This is a genomic window from Curvibacter soli, from assembly GCF_029211125.1.
Lineage (GTDB): Bacteria > Pseudomonadota > Gammaproteobacteria > Burkholderiales > Burkholderiaceae_C > Curvibacter_A > Curvibacter_A soli.
The window spans coordinates 113,215-135,801 of sequence record NZ_JARGEN010000026.1 but is presented as its reverse complement, the minus strand read 5'-3'; the positions used below and the strand labels follow the sequence as shown (position 1 = coordinate 135,801).

At 68.6% G+C, this 22,587-nt stretch carries 16 protein-coding genes and 1 tRNA gene; 9 read left to right on the top strand and 8 right to left on the bottom strand.

Going from position 1 to position 22,587, the window contains the following annotated elements; translation table 11 throughout:
- The first annotated feature begins 36 nt into the window (after positions 1-36).
- From PY257_RS06585 to PY257_RS06555, 7 genes are read left to right on the top strand one after another with little or no spacing between them, the layout of a single operon-like run.
- Positions 37-6,111 carry a hybrid sensor histidine kinase/response regulator gene (locus tag PY257_RS06585; RefSeq protein WP_275740142.1) on the top strand — a complete coding sequence of 2,025 codons (6,075 nt, stop codon included), beginning with the start codon at positions 37-39 and terminating at the stop codon, positions 6,109-6,111.
- Between the two features lie 48 nt (positions 6,112-6,159).
- The gene (locus PY257_RS06580) at positions 6,160-6,765 is read left to right on the top strand and encodes a YqgE/AlgH family protein (RefSeq protein ID WP_275740140.1); all 606 of its coding nucleotides are present in this window, start codon (positions 6,160-6,162) and stop codon (positions 6,763-6,765) included.
- Positions 6,762-7,181 carry a Holliday junction resolvase RuvX gene (gene ruvX, locus PY257_RS06575; RefSeq protein WP_275740138.1) on the top strand — a complete coding sequence of 140 codons (420 nt, stop codon included), beginning with the start codon at positions 6,762-6,764 and terminating at the stop codon, positions 7,179-7,181. The genes PY257_RS06580 and ruvX overlap by 4 nt, the downstream gene beginning before the upstream one ends.
- The gene (pyrR, locus tag PY257_RS06570; RefSeq protein WP_275740136.1) at positions 7,178-7,699 is read left to right on the top strand and encodes a bifunctional pyr operon transcriptional regulator/uracil phosphoribosyltransferase PyrR; all 522 of its coding nucleotides are present in this window, start codon (positions 7,178-7,180) and stop codon (positions 7,697-7,699) included. The genes ruvX and pyrR overlap by 4 nt, the downstream gene beginning before the upstream one ends.
- A gap of 2 nt (positions 7,700-7,701) precedes the next feature.
- On the top strand, positions 7,702-8,664 hold the full coding sequence (locus PY257_RS06565; protein ID WP_275740221.1) for an aspartate carbamoyltransferase catalytic subunit: 963 nt from the start codon (positions 7,702-7,704) through the stop codon (positions 8,662-8,664).
- Positions 8,665-8,683: 19 nt separating this feature from the next.
- A complete protein-coding gene (locus tag PY257_RS06560; RefSeq protein ID WP_275740133.1) occupies positions 8,684-9,979 on the top strand; it encodes a dihydroorotase in 1,296 nt (431 codons plus the stop codon).
- A 25-nt stretch (positions 9,980-10,004) separates the two neighbouring features.
- Positions 10,005-10,751 (top strand): lysophospholipid acyltransferase family protein, encoded by a 747-nt coding sequence (locus PY257_RS06555; RefSeq protein WP_275740219.1) that lies wholly within the window; start codon positions 10,005-10,007, stop codon positions 10,749-10,751.
- On the opposite strand, the gene PY257_RS06550 is transcribed toward PY257_RS06555, so the two are convergent.
- The 3 genes from PY257_RS06550 to PY257_RS06540 are packed head-to-tail and all read right to left on the bottom strand — an operon-like array spanning position 10,739 to position 12,995.
- Positions 10,739-11,125: a DUF1987 domain-containing protein gene (locus tag PY257_RS06550; RefSeq protein ID WP_275740131.1), complete on the bottom strand. Its 387-nt coding sequence runs from the start codon at positions 11,123-11,125 to the stop codon at positions 10,739-10,741. The two genes, PY257_RS06555 and PY257_RS06550, sit on opposite strands and share 13 nt — an antisense overlap.
- 41 nt (positions 11,126-11,166) lie before the next feature.
- Positions 11,167-11,724: a SiaB family protein kinase gene (locus PY257_RS06545; protein WP_275740129.1), complete on the bottom strand. Its 558-nt coding sequence runs from the start codon at positions 11,722-11,724 to the stop codon at positions 11,167-11,169.
- Entirely contained in the window at positions 11,721-12,995 is a 1,275-nt protein-coding gene (locus PY257_RS06540; protein WP_275740127.1) for a SpoIIE family protein phosphatase, read from the bottom strand. Before PY257_RS06540 ends, PY257_RS06545 begins: the two co-directional genes overlap by 4 nt.
- 234 nt (positions 12,996-13,229) lie before the next feature.
- On the opposite strand from PY257_RS06540, the gene PY257_RS06535 reads away from it, so the two are divergent.
- Positions 13,230-14,147 (top strand): Yip1 family protein, encoded by a 918-nt coding sequence (locus PY257_RS06535; RefSeq protein ID WP_275740126.1) that lies wholly within the window; start codon positions 13,230-13,232, stop codon positions 14,145-14,147.
- Entirely contained in the window at positions 14,134-14,487 is a 354-nt protein-coding gene (locus PY257_RS06530) for a hypothetical protein (RefSeq protein WP_275740124.1), read from the top strand. The genes PY257_RS06535 and PY257_RS06530 overlap by 14 nt, the downstream gene beginning before the upstream one ends.
- 99 nt (positions 14,488-14,586) lie before the next feature.
- Here PY257_RS06530 and PY257_RS16270 read toward each other — a convergent pair whose 3' ends face one another.
- The 5 genes from PY257_RS16270 to PY257_RS06505 form a co-directional block, all read right to left on the bottom strand.
- The gene (locus tag PY257_RS16270) at positions 14,587-14,838 is read right to left on the bottom strand and encodes an RcnB family protein (protein WP_345799237.1); all 252 of its coding nucleotides are present in this window, start codon (positions 14,836-14,838) and stop codon (positions 14,587-14,589) included.
- Positions 14,839-15,178: 340 nt separating this feature from the next.
- A tRNA-Arg gene (locus PY257_RS06520) sits at positions 15,179-15,253 on the bottom strand.
- 135 nt (positions 15,254-15,388) lie between these two features.
- Complete coding sequence (locus PY257_RS06515; RefSeq protein WP_275740098.1) at positions 15,389-19,462, bottom strand: translocation/assembly module TamB domain-containing protein; 4,074 nt, start codon at positions 19,460-19,462, stop codon at positions 15,389-15,391.
- Positions 19,462-21,369 (bottom strand): autotransporter assembly complex protein TamA, encoded by a 1,908-nt coding sequence (locus PY257_RS06510; protein WP_275740096.1) that lies wholly within the window; start codon positions 21,367-21,369, stop codon positions 19,462-19,464. Before PY257_RS06510 ends, PY257_RS06515 begins: the two co-directional genes overlap by 1 nt.
- Before the next feature lie 5 nt (positions 21,370-21,374).
- Positions 21,375-22,562 carry a vWA domain-containing protein gene (locus tag PY257_RS06505; RefSeq protein ID WP_275740094.1) on the bottom strand — a complete coding sequence of 396 codons (1,188 nt, stop codon included), beginning with the start codon at positions 22,560-22,562 and terminating at the stop codon, positions 21,375-21,377.
- Between the last annotated feature and the right edge of the window lie 25 nt (positions 22,563-22,587).

The following is a 22,587-nucleotide window of genomic DNA, read 5'->3' as shown; positions in this document are numbered from 1 at the left end:
CCATCGCCCACAGCAGGCCCCGCACTGGACGAATTCATGCAATCCATCGAAGCAGCTTCCGCCCCCACCGCCGATGGGTTACACGGCGACCAGGATCTCGGCCCTCTTGCATGGGTTCTTGAAGAGCTGCAGAAGTCCCTGGACGGTTCGGTCAAGGCACTGCGGCGTTTTGTACGCGATGCCGAACTGGCCCGTGGCTCCGACCTCGCGGCGCTGGATGCCAGCGCGCTGCGCGTCGCCCGGCAGCAGTTGCACCAGGCCAGCGGGGCGCTGGAGATGGTCGGCATGGAGCCGCCCGCCGTTGTGCTGAAGGCCATGGAGGCGGCGGTGCAGAAGTTCGTCCAGCGCCCCGAGTCCTGCAGCGACGAGGCCGCCAATGCCATCGAGCGCGCGAGCTTCGCCTTGAGCGAATACCTGGCGGCGGTGCTGGCCGGCAAGGTGGTGTCGCCGGTGGGGCTGTTCCCGCAGTACCGCGACGTCCAGGCCCTGGTCGGGGGGGCGAGCGTGCATCCCGCCGACCTGTGGCCCGCGGAACGTCGTTTTCGCGAGCCCAATACCGCGCTGCCTGAAAGACCGGCCGTCTACGACACGGATGCGCGCACGCGGCTGGACCGCGCGCTGCTCCAGACCATCAAGTCCGGCGATGCCGCTGCGGCGCGCGAATTGAGCACAATGTGTCTGGCGCTGGCTGGCGGGCAGTCCGAGCGCCAGATTCGCACTTTCTGGAAGATCAGCGCGGGTTTCTTCGAAGCCATTGCCTTGGGCCTGGTGCCCGTCGACGTCTATGTGAAGCGGGTTGCGTCGCGCGTCCTGCTCCAGTACACCGCGCTGGCTCGGGGCGAGACGCGTGTCGCCGACCGGCTGCTGCAGGACTTGCTGTTTTTTTGCGCGCAGGCCAAGTCCGCCACGCCTGCGCCGGCACTGAATGCCGTGCGGGCCACGTTCGCCCTGGACCGGTTCCCGCCCGTGGACTACGAGGTGATGCGCTTCGGACGCTATGACCCCGCGGTCCTCGTCCAGGCGCGCAAGCGCATTGCCGCCGCGACCGAAACCTGGTCGGCGCTTGCGGGCGGTGACCGCAACAAGTTCAAGCCCGCGGTGGACCAGTTCAGCCTGGTCAGCGACTCGCTGCGCAAGCTGCTGCCCGACAGCGAGGGGCTTGCAACCGCGTTGATGCATGCCATCGACACGACCACGCGCTCGGGCGAACCGCCTTCGCCAGCGCTTGCCATGGAGGTCGCTACCGCCGTGTTGTACCTGCAGGCAGCGTTCGAGGATCTCGATGCCGGAGATGGCCGCATCGCTGAACGCACGGCCAGCTTGGCCCAGCGCCTGGAGCGCGTGACGGCGGGGGGCGATTCCGAGCCCCTGGAGCCGTGGATGGAAGAGCTGTACCGCAGGATCAGCGACCACCAGACCATGGGCAGCGTCGTCGATGAACTGCGGGCCACGCTGGCCGAAGCCGAAAAATCGCTGGACCAGTATTTCCGCAATCCCGCCGACAAGGATGCGCTGATGCCGGCCCCGGGGCATCTCGCGCAGATGCGCGGCGTGCTGTCGGTGCTGGGGCTGGACCAGGCGTCCCTGGCAGTCATGCGCATGCGGGAGTCCGTGGAGCGCCTGCTGGTCGACCCGCCGCTCGACGATGCGGCACGCCACGCAGTGTTCGAAAAACTCGGCAATAGCCTGGGAGCACTGGGCTTTCTGATCGACATGCTGAGCTACCAGCGCGTGCTGGCGCGCAAGCTCTTCGTCTATGACGAGGACGCAGGCGAGTTGCGCATCCTGATGGGCCGTACCCGTGCGCGCACGTACGATTCCACCGAAGCGGCGACCGTCTACGTGGAGGAGCGCGCCGTCATGCTCGAGGCGCCGCAACTGCCCGAGATCGTGCGCGACCTGCTCGACTCCGAGCACCTGCAGCCATTGACGACCGTACCGCTGCCGGTTGCCGCGGGGCCGGTCGCCGCGCCGGCTCCTGTTGTCGATGCTGCGCCGCCTGCCGATGAGGGCGGCGACGACGATGACGACCTGCTCCAGATATTCCTCGATGAAGCACGCGAAGTCGTCGAAAGCGGGTTGTCCGCCGTTGCCGCATTGCGTGACGAGCCGGGCGACCTGACCCAGCAAACGACCTTGCGCCGTGCCTTCCACACGCTCAAGGGCAGCTCGCGCATGGTGGGGCTCGCCGAATTTGGCGAAGCCGCCTGGGCCCTGGAGCAAGTGCTCAATGCATGGCTGGCGCAACAGAAGCCGGCGTATCCCGAACTGCTGGCATTGTCGCAAGACGCATTGCAGGCGTTCGGCAAATGGGCCGATGACATCGGGGCGGGTAATGCCACCGCATGGCAAGCGCAGGGCTTTCGCACGGCGGCCGATGCCATGCGTCTCGAAGGCCGCGCCGTTGCCTTGCAGACGCCGGCCACGCCGCAGGCCGAGGTCTCGGTGGCCACTATCACCGATATCGAGATTTCTCCAGCCGGCACCCATGCCGTCGAGGAGCAACATGCCATCGCTGAATCCGCGCCTGCGGATGGGGGTGAGAAGGACCAGCCGTGGGTACCCACGGATATTGCGCCTTTGGCTGAATTGGACCATGCCTCCGAGGAAGCCCAGGTGCCAAGCGCAGAAGAAACGCCTGCGCCGGCAAGCATGGCCTGGGAGGCCACGGACGCAGCTCCTCTGCTCGAGATGGTGGGCCGTACGGCGGAGGCGGAACAGCCGGCGGAACCCTTGCTGTCGCTCGCAGAAGCAGAAGAAGTCGATTTTTCCCAGTTCGCGGCGGCCCTGGCCGAAAACGATGTGCAAGCCGCATTGGAAAAGGAGCAGGGAGCTTCTTCGGACGAAGAGTCGGTCCTCGCGTCTGTGCCGGCGGATGAAGTACCCACCGATCGGCCGGGCATCGCCCCGGCAGACGTTTTCGCCGAGGATGTCACGGCGATTCTTGGCGACGGTGTTGCGCCCGGTGGATTCGATGGGCAACCACTGCCTGTGCCGGATGCATTGCCAGCGATCGCGCAAGCACCCGTTGCAGTAGTGCCGGACGACTCGGCCGTTTCGCCGCTCGATGCTGCGTCTGAGGCGGGGGAAGTGTCGGTCAAGGTCATCGGGCCGCTGCGCATCGGCATCCCGCTGTACAACGTCTACCTCAACGAGGCCGACGAGTGGTCGAGGCGCTTGCAGACGGCGCTGGCCGAATGGTCGCTCGAACTGCACGAGCCCCTGTCCGATACCCCGATGGCACTGGCGCATTCGCTCGCAGGCAGTTCGGCGACTGTGGGCTTCCTGGCCCTGTCCGATCTGGCGCGGCTGCTGGAGCATGCACTGCAGCACGTCCAGTTGCAGTCCCACGGCCAGCCGGACCAGGCGCGCGCATTCATCGCGGCGGCTGAGGATATCCGCAGGCTGCTGCACCAGTTCGCCGCCGGCTTCCTGAAGGATGCAGACGCGGAGGTTCTCAATGGCCTGCGCGACATCCTGGCGACCGAGATTGGCAGCACCCTTTCGCCGGAAGAGCTTTCCCCGAACGATTCGGGGTGGGGCCATATGGCCCAGGTGCCGTTCGTGCAGGAGGATGTGCCGGCCATACCGGTGGAAAGCACAAGCACCCCCTTGGTGGAGCCTGCCCACAGCCATTCCCCGCAGCCGCAGGGCTTCGTCGATGCCAACCAGCGCATGGAAGATGCCATCGCGCGCGCCGTGACTGCCACATCCGACATCGATGACGACATCGATGTGATGGACGTCATCGATCCCGACCTTTTCCCCATCTTCGAGGAAGAGGCCATCGAATTGTTGCCGCACGTGGGCGGCGCGCTGCGCCAGTGGGCGGATAGGCCCGATCATACGGACGCCCGCAGCGAGGTCCTGCGCGCCCTGCATACGCTCAAGGGCAGTTCGCGCCTGGCTGGGGCGCTGCGCCTGGGCGAAATGGCGCACCGCCTCGAATCCGCGATCGAGCAGATCGGCTCCGAAAACGTGCATTCCGCCGATGTCGAGCCTCTGCTGGCGAGCTTCGACGCGCTGCAGGCCAATTTCGACGCGCTGCGCGCCATCAGCACGCAGGCTGAAGCGGAAGCCGATGGTGCAGCACAAACGCCCGCCGTGGCGCAGGCTCTGCCGGAGAGCGGGCCGGAGCAGCCCGTGGAAGCGCTGCCGGCTGTGGCTGCGGCTCCAGCGCCCGCCATGCCGGTCATCCGTCCAGCAGCCACGTTCAACATGCAGGCGCCTTCGCCGCTGCGTGCCGCGGGCAGCCAGTCGGTGCGCGTGCGTTCGCAATTGCTGGAGCGGCTGGTCAACCAAGCTGGCGAGGTGATGATAACGCGGTCGCGGCTGGAGTCGCGCCTGGGCCAGTTGCGCGGCTCGCTCACCGACCTCACGGGCAACCTGGACCGCTTGCGCCAGCAACTGCGCGATATCGAACTGCAGGCCGAGTCGCAGATGCAGTCGCGGCTGGCCCAGGCCAAGGATTCCGCCGCCGGCTTCGACCCGCTGGAGTTCGACCGGTTCACGCGCGTGCAGGAACTGACGCGCATGATGGCCGAGTCGGTCAACGACGTGGCGACCGTGCAACGCAACCTGCAGCGCACGATGGAAGGTGCCGAAGACGACCTCGTCGCGCAAGGCCGCCAGGCCCGCGAGTTGCAGCGCGACCTGCTGCGCACGCGCATGGTCGAATTCGAGGGCATCTCCGAGCGGCTGTACGCCGTGGTGCGCCAGGCGTCCAAGGAAACGGGCAAGCAGATCAAGCTCGACATAACGGGTGGTTCGATCGAGATGGATCGCGGTGTGCTGGACCGCATGACGCCGGCCTTCGAGCACTTGCTGCGCAATGCGGTGGTGCATGGCATTGAAGACCCTCAGCAGCGCCAGGCCGCAGGCAAGTCCGGCGTCGGTACCATCACCGTGGGTGTCCACCAGGAAGGCAACGACGTTTCGGTTACGTTCGGCGACGATGGCGCAGGGCTGAATTTCGCACGCATCCGCGACAAGGCGGTGGAGCAGGGGTTGGTTGCTGCCGATGCCGTGCTCGACGACGCGAGCGCGGCCGAGATGATCTTCATGCCCGGCTTCTCCACGGCGACGGAGGTCACCGGCCTTGCCGGTCGCGGCATCGGCATGGACGTGGTGCGCTCGGAAGTGCAGGCGCTCGGTGGGCGCATCGAGACCACATCGCAGCTTGGCCGCGGCACCTCGTTCAAGATGGTGCTGCCGCTGACCACGGCGGTGACGCAGGTTGTCATGCTGCGGGCTGGCGCATTGACGCTGGGTGTTCCGGCCAACGTCGTCGAGATCGTGCGGCGTGTGCCGGCGGCGGACCTTGCGCGTGCATACCAGTCGGGCCATTTCGACTTCAATGGCGATGCCTTGCCGTTTTTCTGGTGCGGCGCACTGCTGCAGGCTTCGCTGCGCAGCGCCGAGCCGCCGGCCAAAACGCATCCCGTGGTGATCGTGCGCAGCGCGGCGCAGCGCATCGCCTTGCACGTGGACGAAGTGCTGGGCAACCAGGAAGTCGTGGTGAAGAACCTCGGCCCGCAGATGTCGCGCCTGCCTGGCATGGCCGGCATGTCGGTGCTGGCCTCGGGTGCGGTGGTACTGATCTACAACCCGGTGGCACTGGCCACTGTGTACGGTGACCAGGTGCGCGACCTCTCCGCCGCCGCCATGGCGGCCGTTCCTGACGTCGATGCGCCGCCGCAGCTGCAGGCCACGGCCAATGCACCAAGCCAGGTGCCGCTTGTGCTGGTGGTGGACGATTCCATTACCGTGCGCCGCGTGACCCAGCGCCTGCTGCAGCGCGAAGGCTACCGCGTGGTGCTTGCCGCCGATGGGCTGCAGGCGCTGGAGCGGCTGCAGGGCGAACGCCCGACGGTGGTGTTGTCCGACATCGAAATGCCGCGCATGGATGGCTTCGACCTAGCACGCAATATCCGCGCCGATGCCGCGCTGCGGGAGCTGCCGATCATCATGATCACCTCGCGCATTGCTGAAAAGCACCGCGAGCATGCGATGGAGCTCGGTGTCAACCACTATCTGGGCAAGCCCTACTCCGAAGAGGAGCTGCTGAGCCTCGTGCGGCGGTATGCCGTGGCGGATGCCGTGCCGGCCTGAGCCACAGGTCGAAAGCTGGGGGGCTGCGATCGCCGCTAAAATGGCGCAATGGTCGCCGACTCTGCCCCCATCAACCTAACGAATCACTTCCTGATCGCGATGCCCGGGCTGGAGGACGAAGCCTTTGCCCGCAGCGTCGTGTACCTTTGCGAGCACAGCGAGCGCGGTGCGCTGGGTCTTGTCATCAACAAGCCCAGCGACATCAACCTGAAAAATCTCTTCGACAAGGTCGATCTGTCGCTGCGTCGCAAGGATTTGACCGAAGTGCCTGTTTTCCGGGGCGGCCCGGTGCAAACCGAGCGTGGTTTCGTCCTGCACGAGCCGATGCCCGTGGAGGGCGAGAATGCGGCGGCGGACGAATCCGCCTACGCTTCCACCATGACCATCCCGGGCGGCCTCGAAATGACCACTTCCAAGGACGTGTTGGAGGCGCTGTCCACAGGCGCCGGGCCGCGCCGCGTGCTCATCACCCTCGGATACGCCGCATGGGGTGAGGGGCAGCTTGAAACCGAACTGGCTGAAAATAGCTGGCTGACCGTGGGCGCCGACCCGACTGTGATCTTCGACACGCCCGTTGGCCAGCGCTACGACCGCGCGCTGTCGCTGCTGGGCCTGCAGGCCTGGACGCTGTCTCCGGCGGCGGGGCGTGCATGAGCACGGAGACCTTCCAGTCATCCCCTCCCGCGCACCTTCAATCTTTTCTGGCTTTCGATTTCGGCCTGAAGCGCACGGGCGTGGCCATGGGCAGCAGGCTGCTGGGCGCTGCCACGCCGCAGCCCACCATCCGGGCCGAAGGTGACCAGCGTCTCGCGCAGGTCGCAGTCCGAATCCGCGAATGGCAGCCCGATGCGCTTGTCGTGGGCATTCCCTTCCATCCCGACGGTGCAAGCCACGACAACACGCGCCGTGCGCGCCGTTTCGCGCGCCAGTTGCAAGGGCGCTTCGGTCTGCCGGTTTTCGAGGTCGACGAGCGCTACAGCACCACCGAGGCCCTGGCCGCCGGCGCGCAGGATGCCGACGCCGCATCGGCCTGCATCATCCTGGAGCAGTTTTTGAGGAGTCTTGCATGAACACCCCCCCGGCTGCCCGCGCCAGCAGTCTGGTGCTGGACGCGGAAGCGCTGTACCGCGAACTGCTGCGCGGCGTGCGGCCCATGCTGTCCGCCGGGACGCGGCTGGCCGGCATCGCATCGGGCGGTGCATGGCTGGCCGAGCGCCTGCGCCAGGACCTGGGCTTGCAGGACGCACCCGGCATCCTGTCGTCGGCCCTGCACCGCGACGACTTTGCCCAGCGCGGCATGGCGGTCGCTGCGCAGACCCGCCTGTCGTTCGATGTGAATGGCGCCGACATCCTGCTGCTCGACGACGTGCTCTATACCGGGCGCACCATCCGGGCGGTACTCAACGAACTGTTCGATTTCGGGCGCCCCGCCAGCGTGCGCCTGGCCGTGCTGGTGGACCGGGGCGGGCGCGAACTGCCCGTGGCTGCGGACTTCGCCGCCGCGCGCGTGGCCCTGCCTGCGGCACAACAACTGGCGCTGGCCCGCGACGCGGGTGGCAGTTTCAGCTTCCGTGTGGAGGGCCAATGAGCATGCGCCAGCGGCACAACCCCCAGCTCAACGGGAACGGCGAGCTGATCCATCTGCTCTCCACCGAGGGCCTGCCGCGCGACACCATCACGCACATCCTCGACACCGCGGCGAACTTCGTGAGCGTGAACGACCGCGAGGTCAAGAAAGTACCGTTGCTGCGCGGCAAGAGCGTCTTCAACCTGTTCTTCGAGAACTCCACGCGCACCCGCACGACCTTCGAGATCGCGGCCAAGCGCCTGTCCGCCGATGTCATCAACCTCGACATCGCGCGTTCCTCGACGGCCAAGGGGGAAACGCTGCTCGACACCATCGCCAACCTCTCGGCCATGGCCGCAGACATCTTCGTGGTGCGCCACAGTGAGTCGGGTGCCCCTTACCTGATCGCCCAGCACGTCGCGCCGCACGTGCACGTGGTCAACGCCGGCGATGGCCGCCATGCCCACCCCACGCAGGGGTTGTTGGACATGTACACGATCCGCCACTACAAGCGGGACTTCAGCAATCTCACCGTCGCCATCGTGGGCGATGTGCTGCATTCGCGCGTTGCGCGCTCCGACATCCATGCCCTCACCACGCTGGGCTGCGCCGAGGTGCGCGTGGTCGGCCCCAAGACGCTCGTGCCCGCGGATCTGGCCGCGATGGGCGTGCGTGTGTTCCACACGCTGGAGGAGGGCATCAGGGACTGCGATGTGGTCATCACCCTGCGCCTGCAGAACGAGCGCATGAGCGGTGCGCTGCTGCCGTCGAGCCAGGAGTTCTTCAAGAGCTTCGGCCTCACCCCTGAGAAGCTGCGCTGGGCCAAGCCCGATGCCATCGTCATGCATCCCGGGCCGATCAACCGCGGGGTGGAGATCGATTCCACCGTGGTTGACGGCAAGCAGAGCGTGATCCTGCCCCAGGTCACGTTCGGCATCGCGGTGCGCATGGCCGTGATGTCCATCGTGGCGGGCAACGAGGCGTGACGGCAAGGGTGGCAACAGCATGAAGACTCTGATCCAGAACGGCCGCGTCATCGACCCGGCATCGGGCCGCAACGGCGTGTGCGACATCGCCATCGCTGCGGGGCGCATCATCGGCATCGGCCATGTGCCCGAGGGTTTTGCCCCCAGCAAGACCGTGGATGCGACGGGCTGTATCGTCGTGCCAGGCTTGGTGGATCTGGCTTCGCGCCTGCGCGAGCCCGGCCACGAGCATGAAGGCATGCTCGAATCCGAGATGCATGCCGCAGTCGCCGGCGGTGTCACCAGCCTCGTCTGCCTGCCCGACACCGACCCCGTGCTCGACGAGCCGGGTTTGGTGGAAATGCTCAAGTTCCGCGCCGAAAAACTGCACGAGGCCCGGCTCTTCCCCCTGGGCGCGCTGACGCGTGACCTGGCGGGCGAAGTGCTGACCGAGATGGCCGAGCTGACCGAAGCCGGCTGCATCGGCTTCGGCCAGGCCGACGTGCCGCTCATGAACACGCAGGTGATGCAGCGCGCGCTGCAGTACGCGGCCACCTTCGGCTATACGGTGTGGCTCAGGCCGCTGGACCCTTACCTGGGCCAGGGCGTCGCGGCCAGCGGCGCGCTGGCTACGCGGCTGGGACTGTCGGGCGTTCCCGTGGCGGCGGAAACCATCGCCCTGCACACCATCTTCGAAGTGCAGAAGATGACCGGCGCGCGCGTGCACCTGTGCCGCCTGTCCAGCGCCGCCGGCGTGGAACTGGTGCGCCAGGCCAAGGCGCAGGGCCTGCCCGTGACCTGTGACGTGAACATCAACTCGCTGCATCTGGCCGACACCGACATCGGCTATTTCGACAGCCGTGCGCGCCTGTCACCCCCACTGCGCCAACAGCGCGACCGCGACGCCATCGGCGCGGGTCTGGCCGATGGCACCATCGACGCGCTGGTGTCCGACCACGCACCCGTTGACGAAGATGCCAAGATGCTGCCTTTCGCCGAGGCCGAGCCCGGTGCCACCGGCCTGGAACTGCTGCTGAGTTTGGCGCTGAAATGGTCGCGCGACGGCAACGTGCCGCTGGCGCGCGCGCTTGCGGTCGTCAGTGCCGAGCCGGCCCGCGTGCTGGGAAATGCGCTCGGCACGCTGCAGGCCAGCGTGGGGCGCATCGTCGAGGGCGGCGTGGCCGATCTTTGCGTGTTCGACCCGGCTGCAGCATGGACGGTCAACGCCGATGCCCTGGCCAGCCAGGGCAAGTACACGCCCTACGCGGGCTACGAGTTGCCTGGCCGGGTGCGCTACACCTGGGTCGGCGGCCAGCTTGCGTTCCAGCGTGGCTGAGCACAGAGCGGGGGCGCTGCAACAGATGCGTTACGCCATCGCCTGCTGGCGCTTGGTGCGCATCGTCTGGCATGTCGGCTGCGGCATCGGCACCATTGCGCTGCGGTTTCAGCGTATGCCGCTGGAGCAGCGCCAGGCGCGCGTACAGGCATGGGCGCTGGCGTTGCTGCCTTGCATGGGCATTTCGCTGGCGGTGCGCGGCCAGCCGCCGCTGCGCGGGCCAATGCTGCTGGCGGCCAACCACATCTCGTGGCTCGACATTCCCGTCATGCATGCGGCACGGTACTGCCGCTTTGTCTCCAAGGCCGACGTGGCCCGCTGGCCCGTGATCCGCACACTGGCCAACGCTGCCGGCTCGCTCTACATCGAGCGCGAATCCCGGCGCGACGCCATGCGCGTGGTGCATGGCATGGCGCATAGCCTGCGCGCGGGCGACGTGCTGGCCGTGTTTCCCGAAGGCACGACGGGCGATGGTCGCGCCTTGCTTTCCTTCCACGCAAACCTGCTGCAGGCTGCCATCGTCGCCGATGTCCCAGTGCAGCCCGTGGCGCTGCGCTTCATCGACAAGGCGTCGGGCGCGCAGTCGTTCGCGCCGCGCTACGTGGGGGATGACTGGCTGATCGGCTCGGTATGGCGCACCTTGTGCGCGCCCCCGCTGGTGGCGGTCGTCAGCTTCGGCGAGCCGCAACGCGCCGCCGGACGCGACCGGCGGCAATGGGCGCAGGACTTGCAAGCCGGGGTCGCGCGCCTGCTGGACGCTCAGGACTCGTAGGGCTGGCGTTCGAGTTGCAGGTTGTGGAAGTCTTCCACGAGGTCGATACCCAGCTCCTCGATGGCGTCATCCTCGGCGTCGTAGGCCCACAGCACGCGTACATCCGCGCCCTGTTCACCCGCCTCATCGAGCAGTGCGAATAGCGAACGCAGGCCCATGGTGGATGCGCTGTTGACGTATTGCAGGCGCATCTCGGCCGCGAAGCTGCTGGGTTTCTGGACCTCGAAATACTGCCGCAGAGCGGCGAGGATCGGGTTGAAGAATGGCAATGGGTTTTCGGGGTAGCACTCGCCCTGCATTACGAGCCTGCGCTCGGTAGGGGCGAACAGCACCTCGGGCGTGACGGTGGTGCGCTCGGCTCTCAGGTCTTGCATGAATGGGCCTCCGGTACGGGTGGAATGAGAAATGAAACGTCCTAGATGCAGGCGCGCATGCGAAACAGCAGGACGTCCGGCGTATGCGCATCTCCGCAAGGGGAGAACGCATATTCCAGCGGCTGCGTGCTGTCGCGCGCGATGGTCAGCAGCCCCAGGCCGGCGCCGCGGCTGATGGGGTCGTCGTCGGCGTGGTCGATGTTGTGCAGTTGCATGCGGTAGGAGCGCTTGATGTCTTCCAGGCTCATCTGTCGCAGCGCGTCGAGCTTGGCACTCAGTCGCGGCACGAAGTCCGACCGTACATGGTTGACGCAGTCGATCGCGTAGTACGCCGGGGTCCGTGTGATGGCGATGGCGCCGGTCTTGCCCGGTGCGCCATGGGGCAGCGGTACTTCGGCTGCGTAGTGGAGTACGTTCTGCGCCATTTCCACGAAGGTGGAGAACAGCCGGCGCCGCGCCGCGCCCGAAACGCCTTCGGCCTCCAGCCGGGCTTTGAGCGATTCGGCAGCGGCGGCGATGATGGGCGCGCTGAACTCGCCGCGGCAGAAGAAGATCGCGTCCTCGTCCGTGAACGGCATGCCGGGTAGCGTGTCGTTCATAGGGGCTGTGCGGTGAATGCCAGCAGGGATACGTCGTCGCGGCGGCGCTGCTCGCCCTGCCATTCGGAGAACGCGCTGGTGAACGCCTGACATAGCGCTGCAGCGCCGTGTGCCCGGTGCTCTGCCATGAACTGCACTAGGCGGCGCTTGCCGTGCGCGATCTGCTTGGCACCGCCGATCTGGTCGATCACGCCATCGGTGCAGACCATGACCATGCTGCCCGGCGCGAGCTGCAATGCATGGGTGGCCCAGACTTGGTCATCGGCGGTATCACTGTAGCCTATGCCGGCCTTGTCGCCCTCGGCCACCTGGATCGCGTCATCGCCGGGCCGGGCGATGAAGAGCGACAGCTTGGCGCTGGCAAAACGCATGCTGCCACGGTCGGGCGAGAGCAGGAAGATGGCCGCGTCGAGCCCGTCGTTGGCGTCCTTGTGGTCCGCCGTGGCGCCATCGGCCCGCTGCTGCAGCACCCGCTTGAGATAGATGTTCATCTGCGTCAACACTTCGCCGGGCTGCGCCTGCGTGTGGGCGGCGGTGAACTGTTCCAGGAACGACAGCACGATCAGCGTCATGAAGGCTCCCGGCACGCCATGCCCCGTGCAGTCGAACAGGCAGCCCAGCAGGCCTTGCGGCGTCTCGCGGAAGAAGTAGGCATCGCCACCCACCACGTCGCGCGGCTCCCATACCAAGCCGTGATCGGGCAGCGCGCCGCGCAGGTCGCGGTCCGACTCTGCGAGGTGCGAGCGCTGGATCAGGCTGGCGTAGGCGATGCTCGCCAGCAACTGGCGCGTTTTTTCGGTCTCGATGTCCGACATCGCCTTCATCAGTGCGTAGCCCGTGCCCATGCCGACGTAACGGCCATTGGACGTGGCGATGAAGCCGTCGCGCAGCACCCGTGCACCCGCCTCCACGGCAACTTTCACCAGCGTCTCGATCGGCGTGGCAGCGTCCACCACCACCGGGGACTTGTCCATGAACGCGATGCAGCTCTTGCGCCCGAACACGTCGCGCCCGAAGGGCCGCGCGTACTGTTCCATGAACTGGTGGCGGTTGATCAGGCCGATCGGCACGCCCGATTCGTTGACCGCCACTGTTTCCAGCGCCTCGTTGCGGGCGAAAAGCGTGTGCACCTGTTCGTTGGAATGTTCAGGAGTGATCGACTCCTGTGCCACGCACAGTTGCTCGGCCCGCGTCAGCAGGTGCGCATGGCCGGCCTGCTGGTCCGCAGCGCCGGCGGCAAGCGAGTTGTAGAGAAGGTCTATTTGTGACATGCCGTGCGGGGAAGATATGAGGGCGATGTGCCATTTTTTGCGTCGCAGCATGACCACACGATGACGGGTTCGTGCACGGCTCGCCAAGCGCGCAAAAATGCACGCCCGGGCGGGTTGTCCCACATGGCTAAGGGTCGTCAAATCCACGGGTTTGCAGTATGGTGCGCGGGCCGCGTGCATCTGGCGCAAGAGCACCTTGCGGAGCAGGCGTGTTTTTCTTTTGAAAGGAAACCCATGAACATCGTTGAGCGTGCCAAGAGCATCCTGCTCAAGCCCAAGGACACCTGGCCCATCATCGACGCCGAGTCGGCCACCGCAGCGGGGCTGTACAGCGGCTACCTAGCCATCCTGGCTGCCATCCCTGCGGTCTGCGGCTTCATCGGCATGTCGCTGATCGGCTTCGGTGGCTTCGGCGTGTCGATCCGCGTGCCCATCGCGGCCGGGCTGGCCAACATGGTCGTCTCGTACGTACTGTCGCTGGCCGGCATCTACGTGCTGGCGCTCATCATCGACGCGCTGGCGCCCACGTTCGGCGGCACCAAGAACAGCCTCCAGGCGCTCAAGGTGGCGGTCTACGGCAGCACCGCGGCGCTGGTGGGCGGCGTGTTCAGCCTGGTTCCCGCGCTGTCCATCCTGGGCCTGCTGGCGGCGCTGTACTCGATCTACCTCGTCTACACCGGCCTGCCCGTGCTCATGAAAAGCCCGCAGGAGAAGTCGGTTGCCTACACGGCAGTGGTCATCGTGGCTGCGGTGGTGGTGGGCATCGTGATCGGCGCTGTCGCCTCGGTGTTCACGTCGCGCTCGATGGCGCTCGGCTACGGCGCGGTGGATTCATCGCCGGCTTCCATTACCATGCATACGCCCTCGGGCCAGGTGAAGATCGACGCCGCGGCGCTTGAAGCTGCGGGCAAGAAGATGGCGGCGGCGGCCCAGGCCATGGAGCGGGCGCAGCAGCCGGGTGGTGATGTGGGTGCCGCGACGGCGGTAGCCGGCAGTGTCGCAGCCGCCGCCATGGGCGCGATGGGGGGCGGCGACGGTGCTCCCATTCCCGCCGACATCCTGAAAGCCGCGCTGCCCGCGCAATTGAGCGGCTTCGCGCGCACGGCGATCGAGGCGCAGCAAGGCGCGGCCAGCGGCCATGGGCATCGGTAGCAGCCAGGCCAAGGCTGAATATGGCGTGGGTGACAAGACGGTGAACGTGGAGATCGCCGACATGGGTGCCATGGGCCGGCTGGCGCTGGCCGCCGGCGGCGTGGTGCAGGGCGAGCGCGAAACCGCCGACAGCGTCGAGAAGACCTGGAGCGAAAACGGCAGGGTGCTGCACCACAGATACCGCAAGGACGCAAGCTACTCGGAATTCAAGGCCACGCTGAAGAATGGCGTGGTCGTCAGCGTGGAAGGCAACGGTGTCGGCATACAGGATCTGCGTGGTATCGCGGGCCAGATCGACCTGCAGGCGCTCGAAAGCCTGGAGCGGCCCAAGAAGTCGTGATGCTGGATGGCCATGTTCGAGCCATTCGCATCGTAGGCAGCGACAGTCCCGCTCTGTGCGCAGTTCCGAAACAAATATTGCCGCCCGCTTGCTTGCGGCTTATTGGTTCAGGAGGATGGAGGCGATGACCCCCGTGGTGATGGCGATGAGCAGGTAGTCGCCGCCGTACTGTACCCAGTGGTAGCCGCGCGGCGGCTGGCTGAGGTGGTGGGTGCGCCAGTCGTCGACCACATATTGCCGCCCTCGGTATTCACGGGGGAACTGGTCGCCCCTGTGGTAGCGGAAATCGGGGCCGGTGCCGCGCTGGGCCATGGCACCGGGGCCTGGGCCGGGACGGTCGCCATGCTCCATGCTGCGGTTCGGCTGCGGGAAAGCGCCGCGCGGCGGCTGAGCGTGCGGACGGTCTTGCGGCCTCCCATGCCCCATGGGGCCTTCGTGGCGTGCTGGCCCGGGCTGGGCGGATGCAACCATGCTGATTGCGAGCATGAGTGTCCCGAGTGCGGGTGCAATCTTGTAGCGGCGCATGTTGTCTATCTCCTGGGGATTGGTGGATTCAACATAGCCGAAGCGCCTGGGTCTTGCTGTAGGACGGTGTCCACTTTGCCTCTTCGCTGGGCATGGGAGCGCGTCGGGGATGCCTTGTCCTCCACGGCACGACGTGCCGGAGATGCCGGAGCGCATTGCCGCCAGATGGTCCCCTCGACAGGAATCGAACCTGTATCTAGCGCTTAGGAGGCACTCGTTCTATCCATTGAACTACGAGGAGGGCGTGCGCTGGGGATTGTAGGGCGCGGCACCGGTGGCCGGAAATTCGAATGAAAATGGGCCCCAGCGCTTATTCTACCTGCGGTGGCAGCTCACTTTTCAATAGCAAATGGCGGCGATGCGCTGCCTGCCCCTCTCAGTTGTAGGTGAAGGTGTAGATCAGGTCCACCGCGCTCTTCACGCCGGCCTGGCCGCGCAGCGTGAGGCGGCGCGAGAGGTCGTAGAAGATGTAGAGCGTGCCCAGCGCACCGGCCAGGCCGCGCTCGTAGGTCACGTACAGGTCGCGCGACAGGCGCTTGCCGAAGGTGAGGGCGGCGGCGCTGGCGTCCTCGCCGGATTCCGGGTCCTTGAAGCCGATGTCGTCTAGCCCCAGCAGGCTGGCGAAGTTGCCGCCGCGGCTGCCGTTGCCGCTCAGCAGCGCTAGTGCGGCCTGCTGCAGCACGGCGGCCTCGGCGCCGCCATTGGCCGTGCTGCGGCCCAGCACCACCCATGAGAGTTTTTCCGAGTCGGGCAGGTCGGGGTCGGCATACAGCCGCACGCGCGGCGCCAGCGCGGTGCCGGTCACCTGCACGCCGACGCGCTGGGTGATGTTGGGGCGGATGGCCAGGATGTCGAGCGCCGGGTTGTCGTAGGCGCCGCTGAAGCGCACCAGGCCCGTTTCCACGTCGAGTTGCTGCCCGTAGGCGCGGTACTGGCCCTGGGCCACGCGCACCTCGCCGGTCAGCCGCGGCGGCACGGCCAGGCCTTCCGTGCTGCGGATGTTGACTTCGCCCGCCAGGCGCGCCGTGAGGCCGCGGCCCTGCACCGCGAAATCGTTGCCCAGGTTGAAGTCCACGTCGATGTCGGGCGGCTGGGCGGTGCGGGCCTGCGCGGCGGGCTGGCTGCTGCTGGCGGCCCGCCCGTCCTTCTTCTCGCGCTGGGCCTGCTCGGCGCGCGTGCGCGCGGCAGAGCGCACCACCACGTCGCTGCCCAGGCTGGGCGCCGTCTCGTCGGGCAGGATGAAGACGGCGCGGTCGGTGCGCAGCTTGCCGCGCACACTGATGCGGCCCTGGTCCATGCGGGCGCTCAGGTCGCCCGACAGCGCCAGTTGCCGGTCGGTGCGCACCAGCACGCGCAGCGCGTCGGCGTGGGCCTGCAGGTCCATGCGGATGCCCTGGTCGCCCGTGCCTGCCGGTTCCCACTGCGCCGTGCCGCGCACGGTGAGCATGCCGCCATCGCCGCGCGCGAGCGCGCCTGCCGTGGCGCGGCTGCCGCTGAAGCCGCTGATGCGCGTGGCCGCGCCGGTGCCGCCGTGCAGCGTGAATTCGGCGATGTCGAGCCGCGTGCCGCCGAGCGTGGCGCGCAGGCGCCCGTCGCGTAACTCGATTCCGTCGACCACCGAGCGCACGGCTAGGCCGTCCGCGCCCAGGCTGCCGTTCCAGCGCGGCGCCGCGCGGCTGCCCGAAAGCTGCACGTCGGCGTCCACCGTGCCCTGCACGCGCCATGCGGGCGGGGCCAGCAGCGACCAGGCGCCCACGTCCGGCAGTTGGGCGCGCAGGCGTCCATCGAGCGGTGCGTCGGCGGGCCACTGCCAGCCGTCGCCCGCGTGCGCCAGGCGCGTGCGGGCCTGCGCCTGCACCGTGCCCATGCGATCACTGACCCATGCCAGCCGGGCTTCCAGCGCGTCGCCTTGGGCGGCGAGGCTCATCTGCGCCTCGCGGATGCCGGCGCTGGCCATGCCCTCGTGCGCGGCAACGCTGGCCGTGCCGCCGGTCGGGCCGCTGCTCACGATGCGCGTGTCCGCAGGCGCTGCGCCCGCCGTCTGCACACGCAGGTCGCCGCTTTCGCGCGCCACGCGCATCTGTGCGCGCAGGGTGTCGCCCAGGTCGATGTCCCAGGTGCCGCCGAACACCAGGTCGCCTTCGATGCCCATGTCGGCCAGGCTGCCGCTGCCCGGTGCGGTGCCCAACGCTTCGGCCCAGGCCATGGGCAGGTGGTCGATGCGGCCCTGCGTGCGCAGGCGGTGCCGCGGGTGGTCGGCAGGGCCGGTCTGGGTGTATTGCAACGGTTCCCATGCGATGCGTGCCGTGCCGGGCACGGGGCCGGTGAGTGACAGCGCGCCCGCGCCGGCCTGCAGGTCCACGGTGGGTGTCGGCGTCGCCTGCCGCCGTGCGCCGGTGGCGGGTGTGCCGCCCCAGCCCAGCGCGATGTCCACGGGCGCATTGAGTTGCAATGCCCAGGGGCCTGGACGGCTGCCGTCCCGCAGCCGGGCTTGCAGCGCCGCGATCTCGGCCCGCGCCTGGCGCGGCTGGGGCAGGCCGCCCGCGATGCGGGTGGAAAGCTGAACGCTGCGCTCGCCCTGGGTGGCGGTGCCCTGCAGTTCTAACGTGGCGCGCGCCGCGGTGCCGTCCACCTGCAGGCGCATGTCGTTGATCTGCACGGGGGCCGCCCCGCTCTGCGCGAGCCGCAGGCGCGGTACTGTGGCACTGGCCTGCAATGCGAGTTCGCCGCCGCCCGCTGCCGGCGCGGTGCCCTGCAGCCGGGCGGCCACGGATTGCCAGCCGCCATTCCAGCGGCCTTCCGCCGACGCGGTGCCGTCCACCTGCGGGCCCGCGCCGGCATCCGCCAGCCCGGGCAGCCCTTGCACCCATTGCTGCAGGCGCCGCGCGTCCGCGATGTCCAGCGAGAACCGGCCCTGACCGCTTGCGGGGGCGATCTGCCCGTCCACACGCGCCACGCCGCCGGGCGCCGTCAGCGCCAGCGTGGCTTGCCCGCCGGGGCTGCGGGTGCGCGCGCGCAGGCGACCTTCCAGGCGTGCTTGCTGGGTGGCGATGCGCAGCGTGCGCAGGTCGAGCGTGGCATCGGCGGTGTTCCAGGTGCCCTGCGCGGCCACCTCGTCGATGCGCAGCGGGGGCACCGCGGGCGGAGGAGGGCGGGTGTTCTTTCCATCGGCTTTGCGTGCCGGGGTCGCATGCAGCGCGATGCCGAACGCGATGGCCGGGCCTTCCTGCGTGGCCTGCACGGTGCCGCTGGCGGGCGCGGCCGCCAGCCGCGTATGCAGGGCGGCGGGGTTCACGCCTTGCAGCGTGGCGCGCAAGCCCCAAGGCTGCAAGGGGCTCCAGCGGCCCTCGGCCTGCAGCGTGCCGCCGCCCGCATGCACACTGGCTTCGGGAATGGTCCAGGCGCTGCCGTCGTAGGCGGCGTGCAGCGCCAGCGCTTCGACAGGCAGGCGCTGCAGGTCCCACGGGCCCGGCTGGCTGTTGCGCAACGCGGCTCGGATGTCCCAGCCCGCGCCGTCTGCATTCGGGGCCGCCGCCACGCGACCCGACAACTCCGTGGCCGGCGCGCCGGGCCACAGGCGCGCGGCATCGATGCCCGCCAGATTCGCTGCCGCCTGCACCAGCGGCTGCGGTGCCCAGGGGGCGATCTCGGCCTGCGCATCGGCGCGCATGGCGTCTGCGGAGCCGCCGCGGGCGGGCCGCACCCACGCATCCAGCTGCAGCCGGGCCGACGCGGTGGCCAGGCTGCCCTGGAGCGTGGCTTGCAGGTCGACAGGCAGCGGTGCCACGCCTTCGGGAACCGGCGGCTGCAGCCGGCCCCGCAGGGCGGCGTCGAGGGCCATGGGCGCTGCGCCTTGCAGTGCCGCATGGCCGCTGTAGCTGCCGCCGGCGATGGCCGCGCTGTCGAGCGCCAGCAGGTGCCGCGTTTGCGCGTACTCGTACTGGTAGCGGCCCGCAAGATGGGTGGCGGCGACCGCCGACGGCCCTTCCCAGCGCAGGTCGTCCACGCGAAACGGCAGGTCCACGGCCACCGGCAGCAGCAACGATTCGATGGGCGTGGCCGGCTCGGTGCTGCCCGGGCCGCGGCGGGCGATGCGCAGGGCGGCGATGTGGGCATTGCCCAGCTCCACGCGGCGGCGCAGCAGCGGCGCCAGGCGCCAGGCCACGTCGATGCCGCTGGCCTCCACCGCGAGCGTGGGGCTGTCCCAGCGCAGCCAGCCGATGCGCCCGCCCGCGCGCACCGAGCCGCTGACCTCGCGCATCTGCAGCGTCTGCCCTGCGGGCAGGCGGCGCGCTACCTGGTCGAGCACCACGGCCAGCGACGCGCCGCTGCCCAGCCACCACCAGCCCGCGGCTGCGGCGGCGGCCAGCAGCAGCGCGAGCGCCGCGCAGGCCGCGCCCAGCCGGCGTAGCGCGCGGCGGCGTGGAGTGGGGGGCTGCGTGCCGGCCATCAGAAAGCGAACCCCACGCGCAGGTGCAGCCGCAGTCGCCTGGCATCCACGCCATAGGCCAGGTCGGCCTGCATCGGGCCCACGGGGCTGCGCCAGCGCACGCCCGCGCCCACGCCCACCTTGGCCTGCAGGTCACGGGGCTTGTTGGCGACGGCGCCGGCGTCGACGAAAACCGTGCTCTCGAACGCTGTGGCCTCGCCGTTGCGAACGATGGGGCGCTGCCATTCGACGCTGCCCACCGCGAGGTAGCGGCCCGCGAAGGTTCGGTCGCCATCCACCCGGGCGCCGATCTGGTTGTAGCCGTAGCCACGCACCGTGGTGTCGCCGCCGGTGAGAAACATTTCCGTGGACGGCACCGGCGCCGCGCTGCGCGCCACAACCGCGCCGCCTTCCAGGCGCAGGGCCAGGCGGCTGCGCCGCGCCTCGCCGCCCGCGGCCTCGGCGCTGCCCAGCGGCTGGTAGCCGAGCCAGCGCGCATAGGTGCGGGTATAGGGCTCGCGGGGCGCGTGCAGCGTGCTGCCCAGACCCAGGCTCAGCGCCAGGCCCATGCCGCGCGTGGGTTCGAGCGCGCTGTCGAAGTACCGGCCCGTCCAGCCGTAGTTGACCGACACGGCGGCGGACGGACTCGACGACTCCGCGCCCTGGTTGCTGGCATAGTCGTATTGCAGGTAATAGGTGCGGTCGATGTGGTCGCCGCTCTTGCCGCGCCCGCCGCGCAGGCGCCCGCTGCTCACGTCGTAGCTACCGGTGGTCTCGCGCTGCACCAGCGCCGACGTGAGCCAGTGCCAGCCGTTCTCCTCGGGCGGCGCGTCCCACGCGGTGCTGGCCAGGCGCGTCTTGCGGTCCAGCGAGATGCGCGACACGGCGCGCCAGCCGATCAGCGGCAGTTGGTTGTGGGTGTGGTCCAGGCTCAGGCGCGGGCCGCTGTCGGTGCTCGCGCCCACGCCGAACACGGCTTTCTGGAGCTTGGCGTCGCGCACCTGCGCGATGACGGGGGCGGCCAGCGGGTCGGGAGCCTCGGTGTCGAGCATGAGGAACACTGAGTCGTAGTAGCCGCTCGCGGCCAGCCGCGCCTGCGCTTCGAGCAGCGTAGCCTGGTCGTATGCGGCCCCGCGCTGCAGGCGCGCCAGGCGCTCCGCGATCACCGGGTCGTAGCGCTCGCTGCCGCGCACCTGCACGCCGCCGAGGCGGTAGAGCGGGCCCGAGTCGTACTGCACGTCGAGCCGCGCGGTGGCGGCATCGGCGTCGATGGCCGCCTGGCTGCCCGCCAGCCGGCCCGCGGGATAGCGCCGCGCGGTGAGGGCGCGCAGGCCGGCGGCCTTGGCGTCGTCCCAGGCCGATTGCGTAAAGGGCTGGCCGGGCTTGAGGCCCCAGCCGTTCTCGATGCCGGCGCGCTGGGCCGCTGCATCGCCATCGGCGGCGATGGGGCCGGCGAAGCCGACGTGCGCCTCGGCGATGTGCGTGCGCGGACCGGGCTCGACGGTGATGGTGACCGCGCGCGGCGCGGGAGCGCCGCCGCCGGGGGTGTCGCGCAGCTCCAGCGTCAGCGTGGGCGCGAAGTAGCCGAGCGTGCCCAGCAGGTCGCGCGCGTTGCCCTCGGCGGCGCCCAGCAGGCGCGCGACTTCGGCGTCGCTCAGGTCGCCAAGCATGCGGTAGCGCTGCAGGTCCAGATGGCGCGCGAGGTAGTCGCGCACCGCGTCGGGGGCGTTCACTTCCAGCGTGAAGGCGGGCCGCTGCGCGGCGGGCGGTGTGCCGGACGCGTCGGCGTCCGGGAGGGCGGCGACAACTGCGGGCACTGCGCGGCGCTGTGCGGCATCATCCGCGCCCTGCCGCGGCAGCAGGCTGCACCCTGGCAGCAGCAAGGCGCCCGCAAGAGCGAGGAAAAGTCCGGCGCGCGTTCGGAGCATTGCTCCTATTTTGACAGCAGGCGCATCGCTTCTTCGAGCCCTTTGAGTGTCAAAGGGTACATGCGCTGGCCCATCAGTTCCTGCACCAGCGCGATGCTCTGGCGGTACTGCCAGACGCCCGGCGGCTCGGGGTTGATCCAGGCGAATTGGGGGAAGGCGTGCGTCAGGCGCTGCAGCCATTCGGCGCCCGCTTCCTCGTTGTTGTATTCCACGCTGCCGCCGGGCTGCAGGATCTCGTAGGGGCTCATGGTGGCGTCGCCCACGAACACCAGCTTGTAGTCCTTGTTGTACTTGCGGATGATGTCCCAGGTTTCGAACTTCTCTGCGTAGCGGCGGCGGTTGTTCTTCCACATGAAGTCGTAGACGCAGTTGTGGAAGTAAAAGAACTCCAGGTGCTTGAACTCGGTCTTCACCGCGCTGAAAAGCTCCTCCACGCGCTGCACATGCTCGTCCATCGTGCCGCCCACGTCCATGAGCAGCAGCAGCTTCACGTTGTTGTGGCGCTCGGGCACCATCCTGATGTCGAGCCAGCCCGCGTTCGCCGCCGTGGCGCGGATGGTGTCCTGCAGGTCGAGCTCCTCGGCCAGCCCCTCGCGCGCGAAGCGGCGCAGCCGGCGCAGCGCCATCTTGATGTTGCGCGTGCCGAGTTCCTGACTGTCGTCGTAGTCCTTGTAGGCGCGCTGCTCCCACACCTTCACCGCGCTGCGGTTCTTGCCCGCGCCGCCGATGCGCACGCCCTGCGGGTTGTAGCCGCCGTTGCCGAAGGGGCTGGTGCCGCCGGTGCCGATCCAGCGGCTGCCGCCCTCGTGGCGCTCCTGCTGCTCCTCCAGGCGCTTCTTCAGCGTTTCCATGAGTTCGTCCCAGCCCATCTTTTCGATGGTGGCCTTCTGCTCGGGCGTCAGCTCGTGCTCCAGCGTCTTGCGCAGCCAGTCGAGCGGCACTTCGCGGCGGAAGTCGGCCAGCAGTTCCACGCCCTGGAAGTAGGCCGCGAAGGCGCGGTCGAACTTGTCGAAATGCTTCTCGTCCTTCACCAGCACGGTGCGGGAGAGGTGGTAGAAGTCCTCCGTGCTCCAGGCGTCGGCGGACAGCGGGCCGACCACGCCGGCCTGCAGCGCCTCCAGCAGCGCGAGGTATTCCTTGACCGACACCGGCAGCTTGGCCGCGCGCAGCGTGTAGAAAAATTCGATCAGCATGGTTTTCTATGCAGAATTGGCCGCC

Excerpts from the sequence above, each read along its gene's own strand:
- PY257_RS06585 (WP_275740142.1), top strand. The coding sequence starts at position 37 with ATGCAATCCATCGAAGCAGCTTCCGCCCCCACCGCCGATGGGTTACAC.
- PY257_RS06580 (WP_275740140.1), top strand. The coding sequence starts at position 6,160 with ATGGTCGCCGACTCTGCCCCCATCAACCTAACGAATCACTTCCTGATC.
- ruvX (WP_275740138.1), top strand. The coding sequence starts at position 6,762 with ATGAGCACGGAGACCTTCCAGTCATCCCCTCCCGCGCACCTTCAATCT.
- pyrR (WP_275740136.1), top strand. The coding sequence starts at position 7,178 with ATGAACACCCCCCCGGCTGCCCGCGCCAGCAGTCTGGTGCTGGACGCG.
- PY257_RS06565 (WP_275740221.1), top strand. The coding sequence starts at position 7,702 with ATGCGCCAGCGGCACAACCCCCAGCTCAACGGGAACGGCGAGCTGATC.
- PY257_RS06560 (WP_275740133.1), top strand. The coding sequence starts at position 8,684 with ATGAAGACTCTGATCCAGAACGGCCGCGTCATCGACCCGGCATCGGGC.
- PY257_RS06555 (WP_275740219.1), top strand. The coding sequence starts at position 10,005 with ATGCGTTACGCCATCGCCTGCTGGCGCTTGGTGCGCATCGTCTGGCAT.
- PY257_RS06550 (WP_275740131.1), bottom strand. The coding sequence starts at position 11,125 with ATGCAAGACCTGAGAGCCGAGCGCACCACCGTCACGCCCGAGGTGCTG.
- PY257_RS06545 (WP_275740129.1), bottom strand. The coding sequence starts at position 11,724 with ATGAACGACACGCTACCCGGCATGCCGTTCACGGACGAGGACGCGATC.
- PY257_RS06540 (WP_275740127.1), bottom strand. The coding sequence starts at position 12,995 with ATGTCACAAATAGACCTTCTCTACAACTCGCTTGCCGCCGGCGCTGCG.
- PY257_RS06535 (WP_275740126.1), top strand. The coding sequence starts at position 13,230 with ATGAACATCGTTGAGCGTGCCAAGAGCATCCTGCTCAAGCCCAAGGAC.
- PY257_RS06530 (WP_275740124.1), top strand. The coding sequence starts at position 14,134 with ATGGGCATCGGTAGCAGCCAGGCCAAGGCTGAATATGGCGTGGGTGAC.
- PY257_RS16270 (WP_345799237.1), bottom strand. The coding sequence starts at position 14,838 with ATGGAGCATGGCGACCGTCCCGGCCCAGGCCCCGGTGCCATGGCCCAG.
- PY257_RS06515 (WP_275740098.1), bottom strand. The coding sequence starts at position 19,462 with ATGGCCGGCACGCAGCCCCCCACTCCACGCCGCCGCGCGCTACGCCGG.
- PY257_RS06510 (WP_275740096.1), bottom strand. The coding sequence starts at position 21,369 with ATGCTCCGAACGCGCGCCGGACTTTTCCTCGCTCTTGCGGGCGCCTTG.
- PY257_RS06505 (WP_275740094.1), bottom strand. The coding sequence starts at position 22,562 with ATGCTGATCGAATTTTTCTACACGCTGCGCGCGGCCAAGCTGCCGGTG.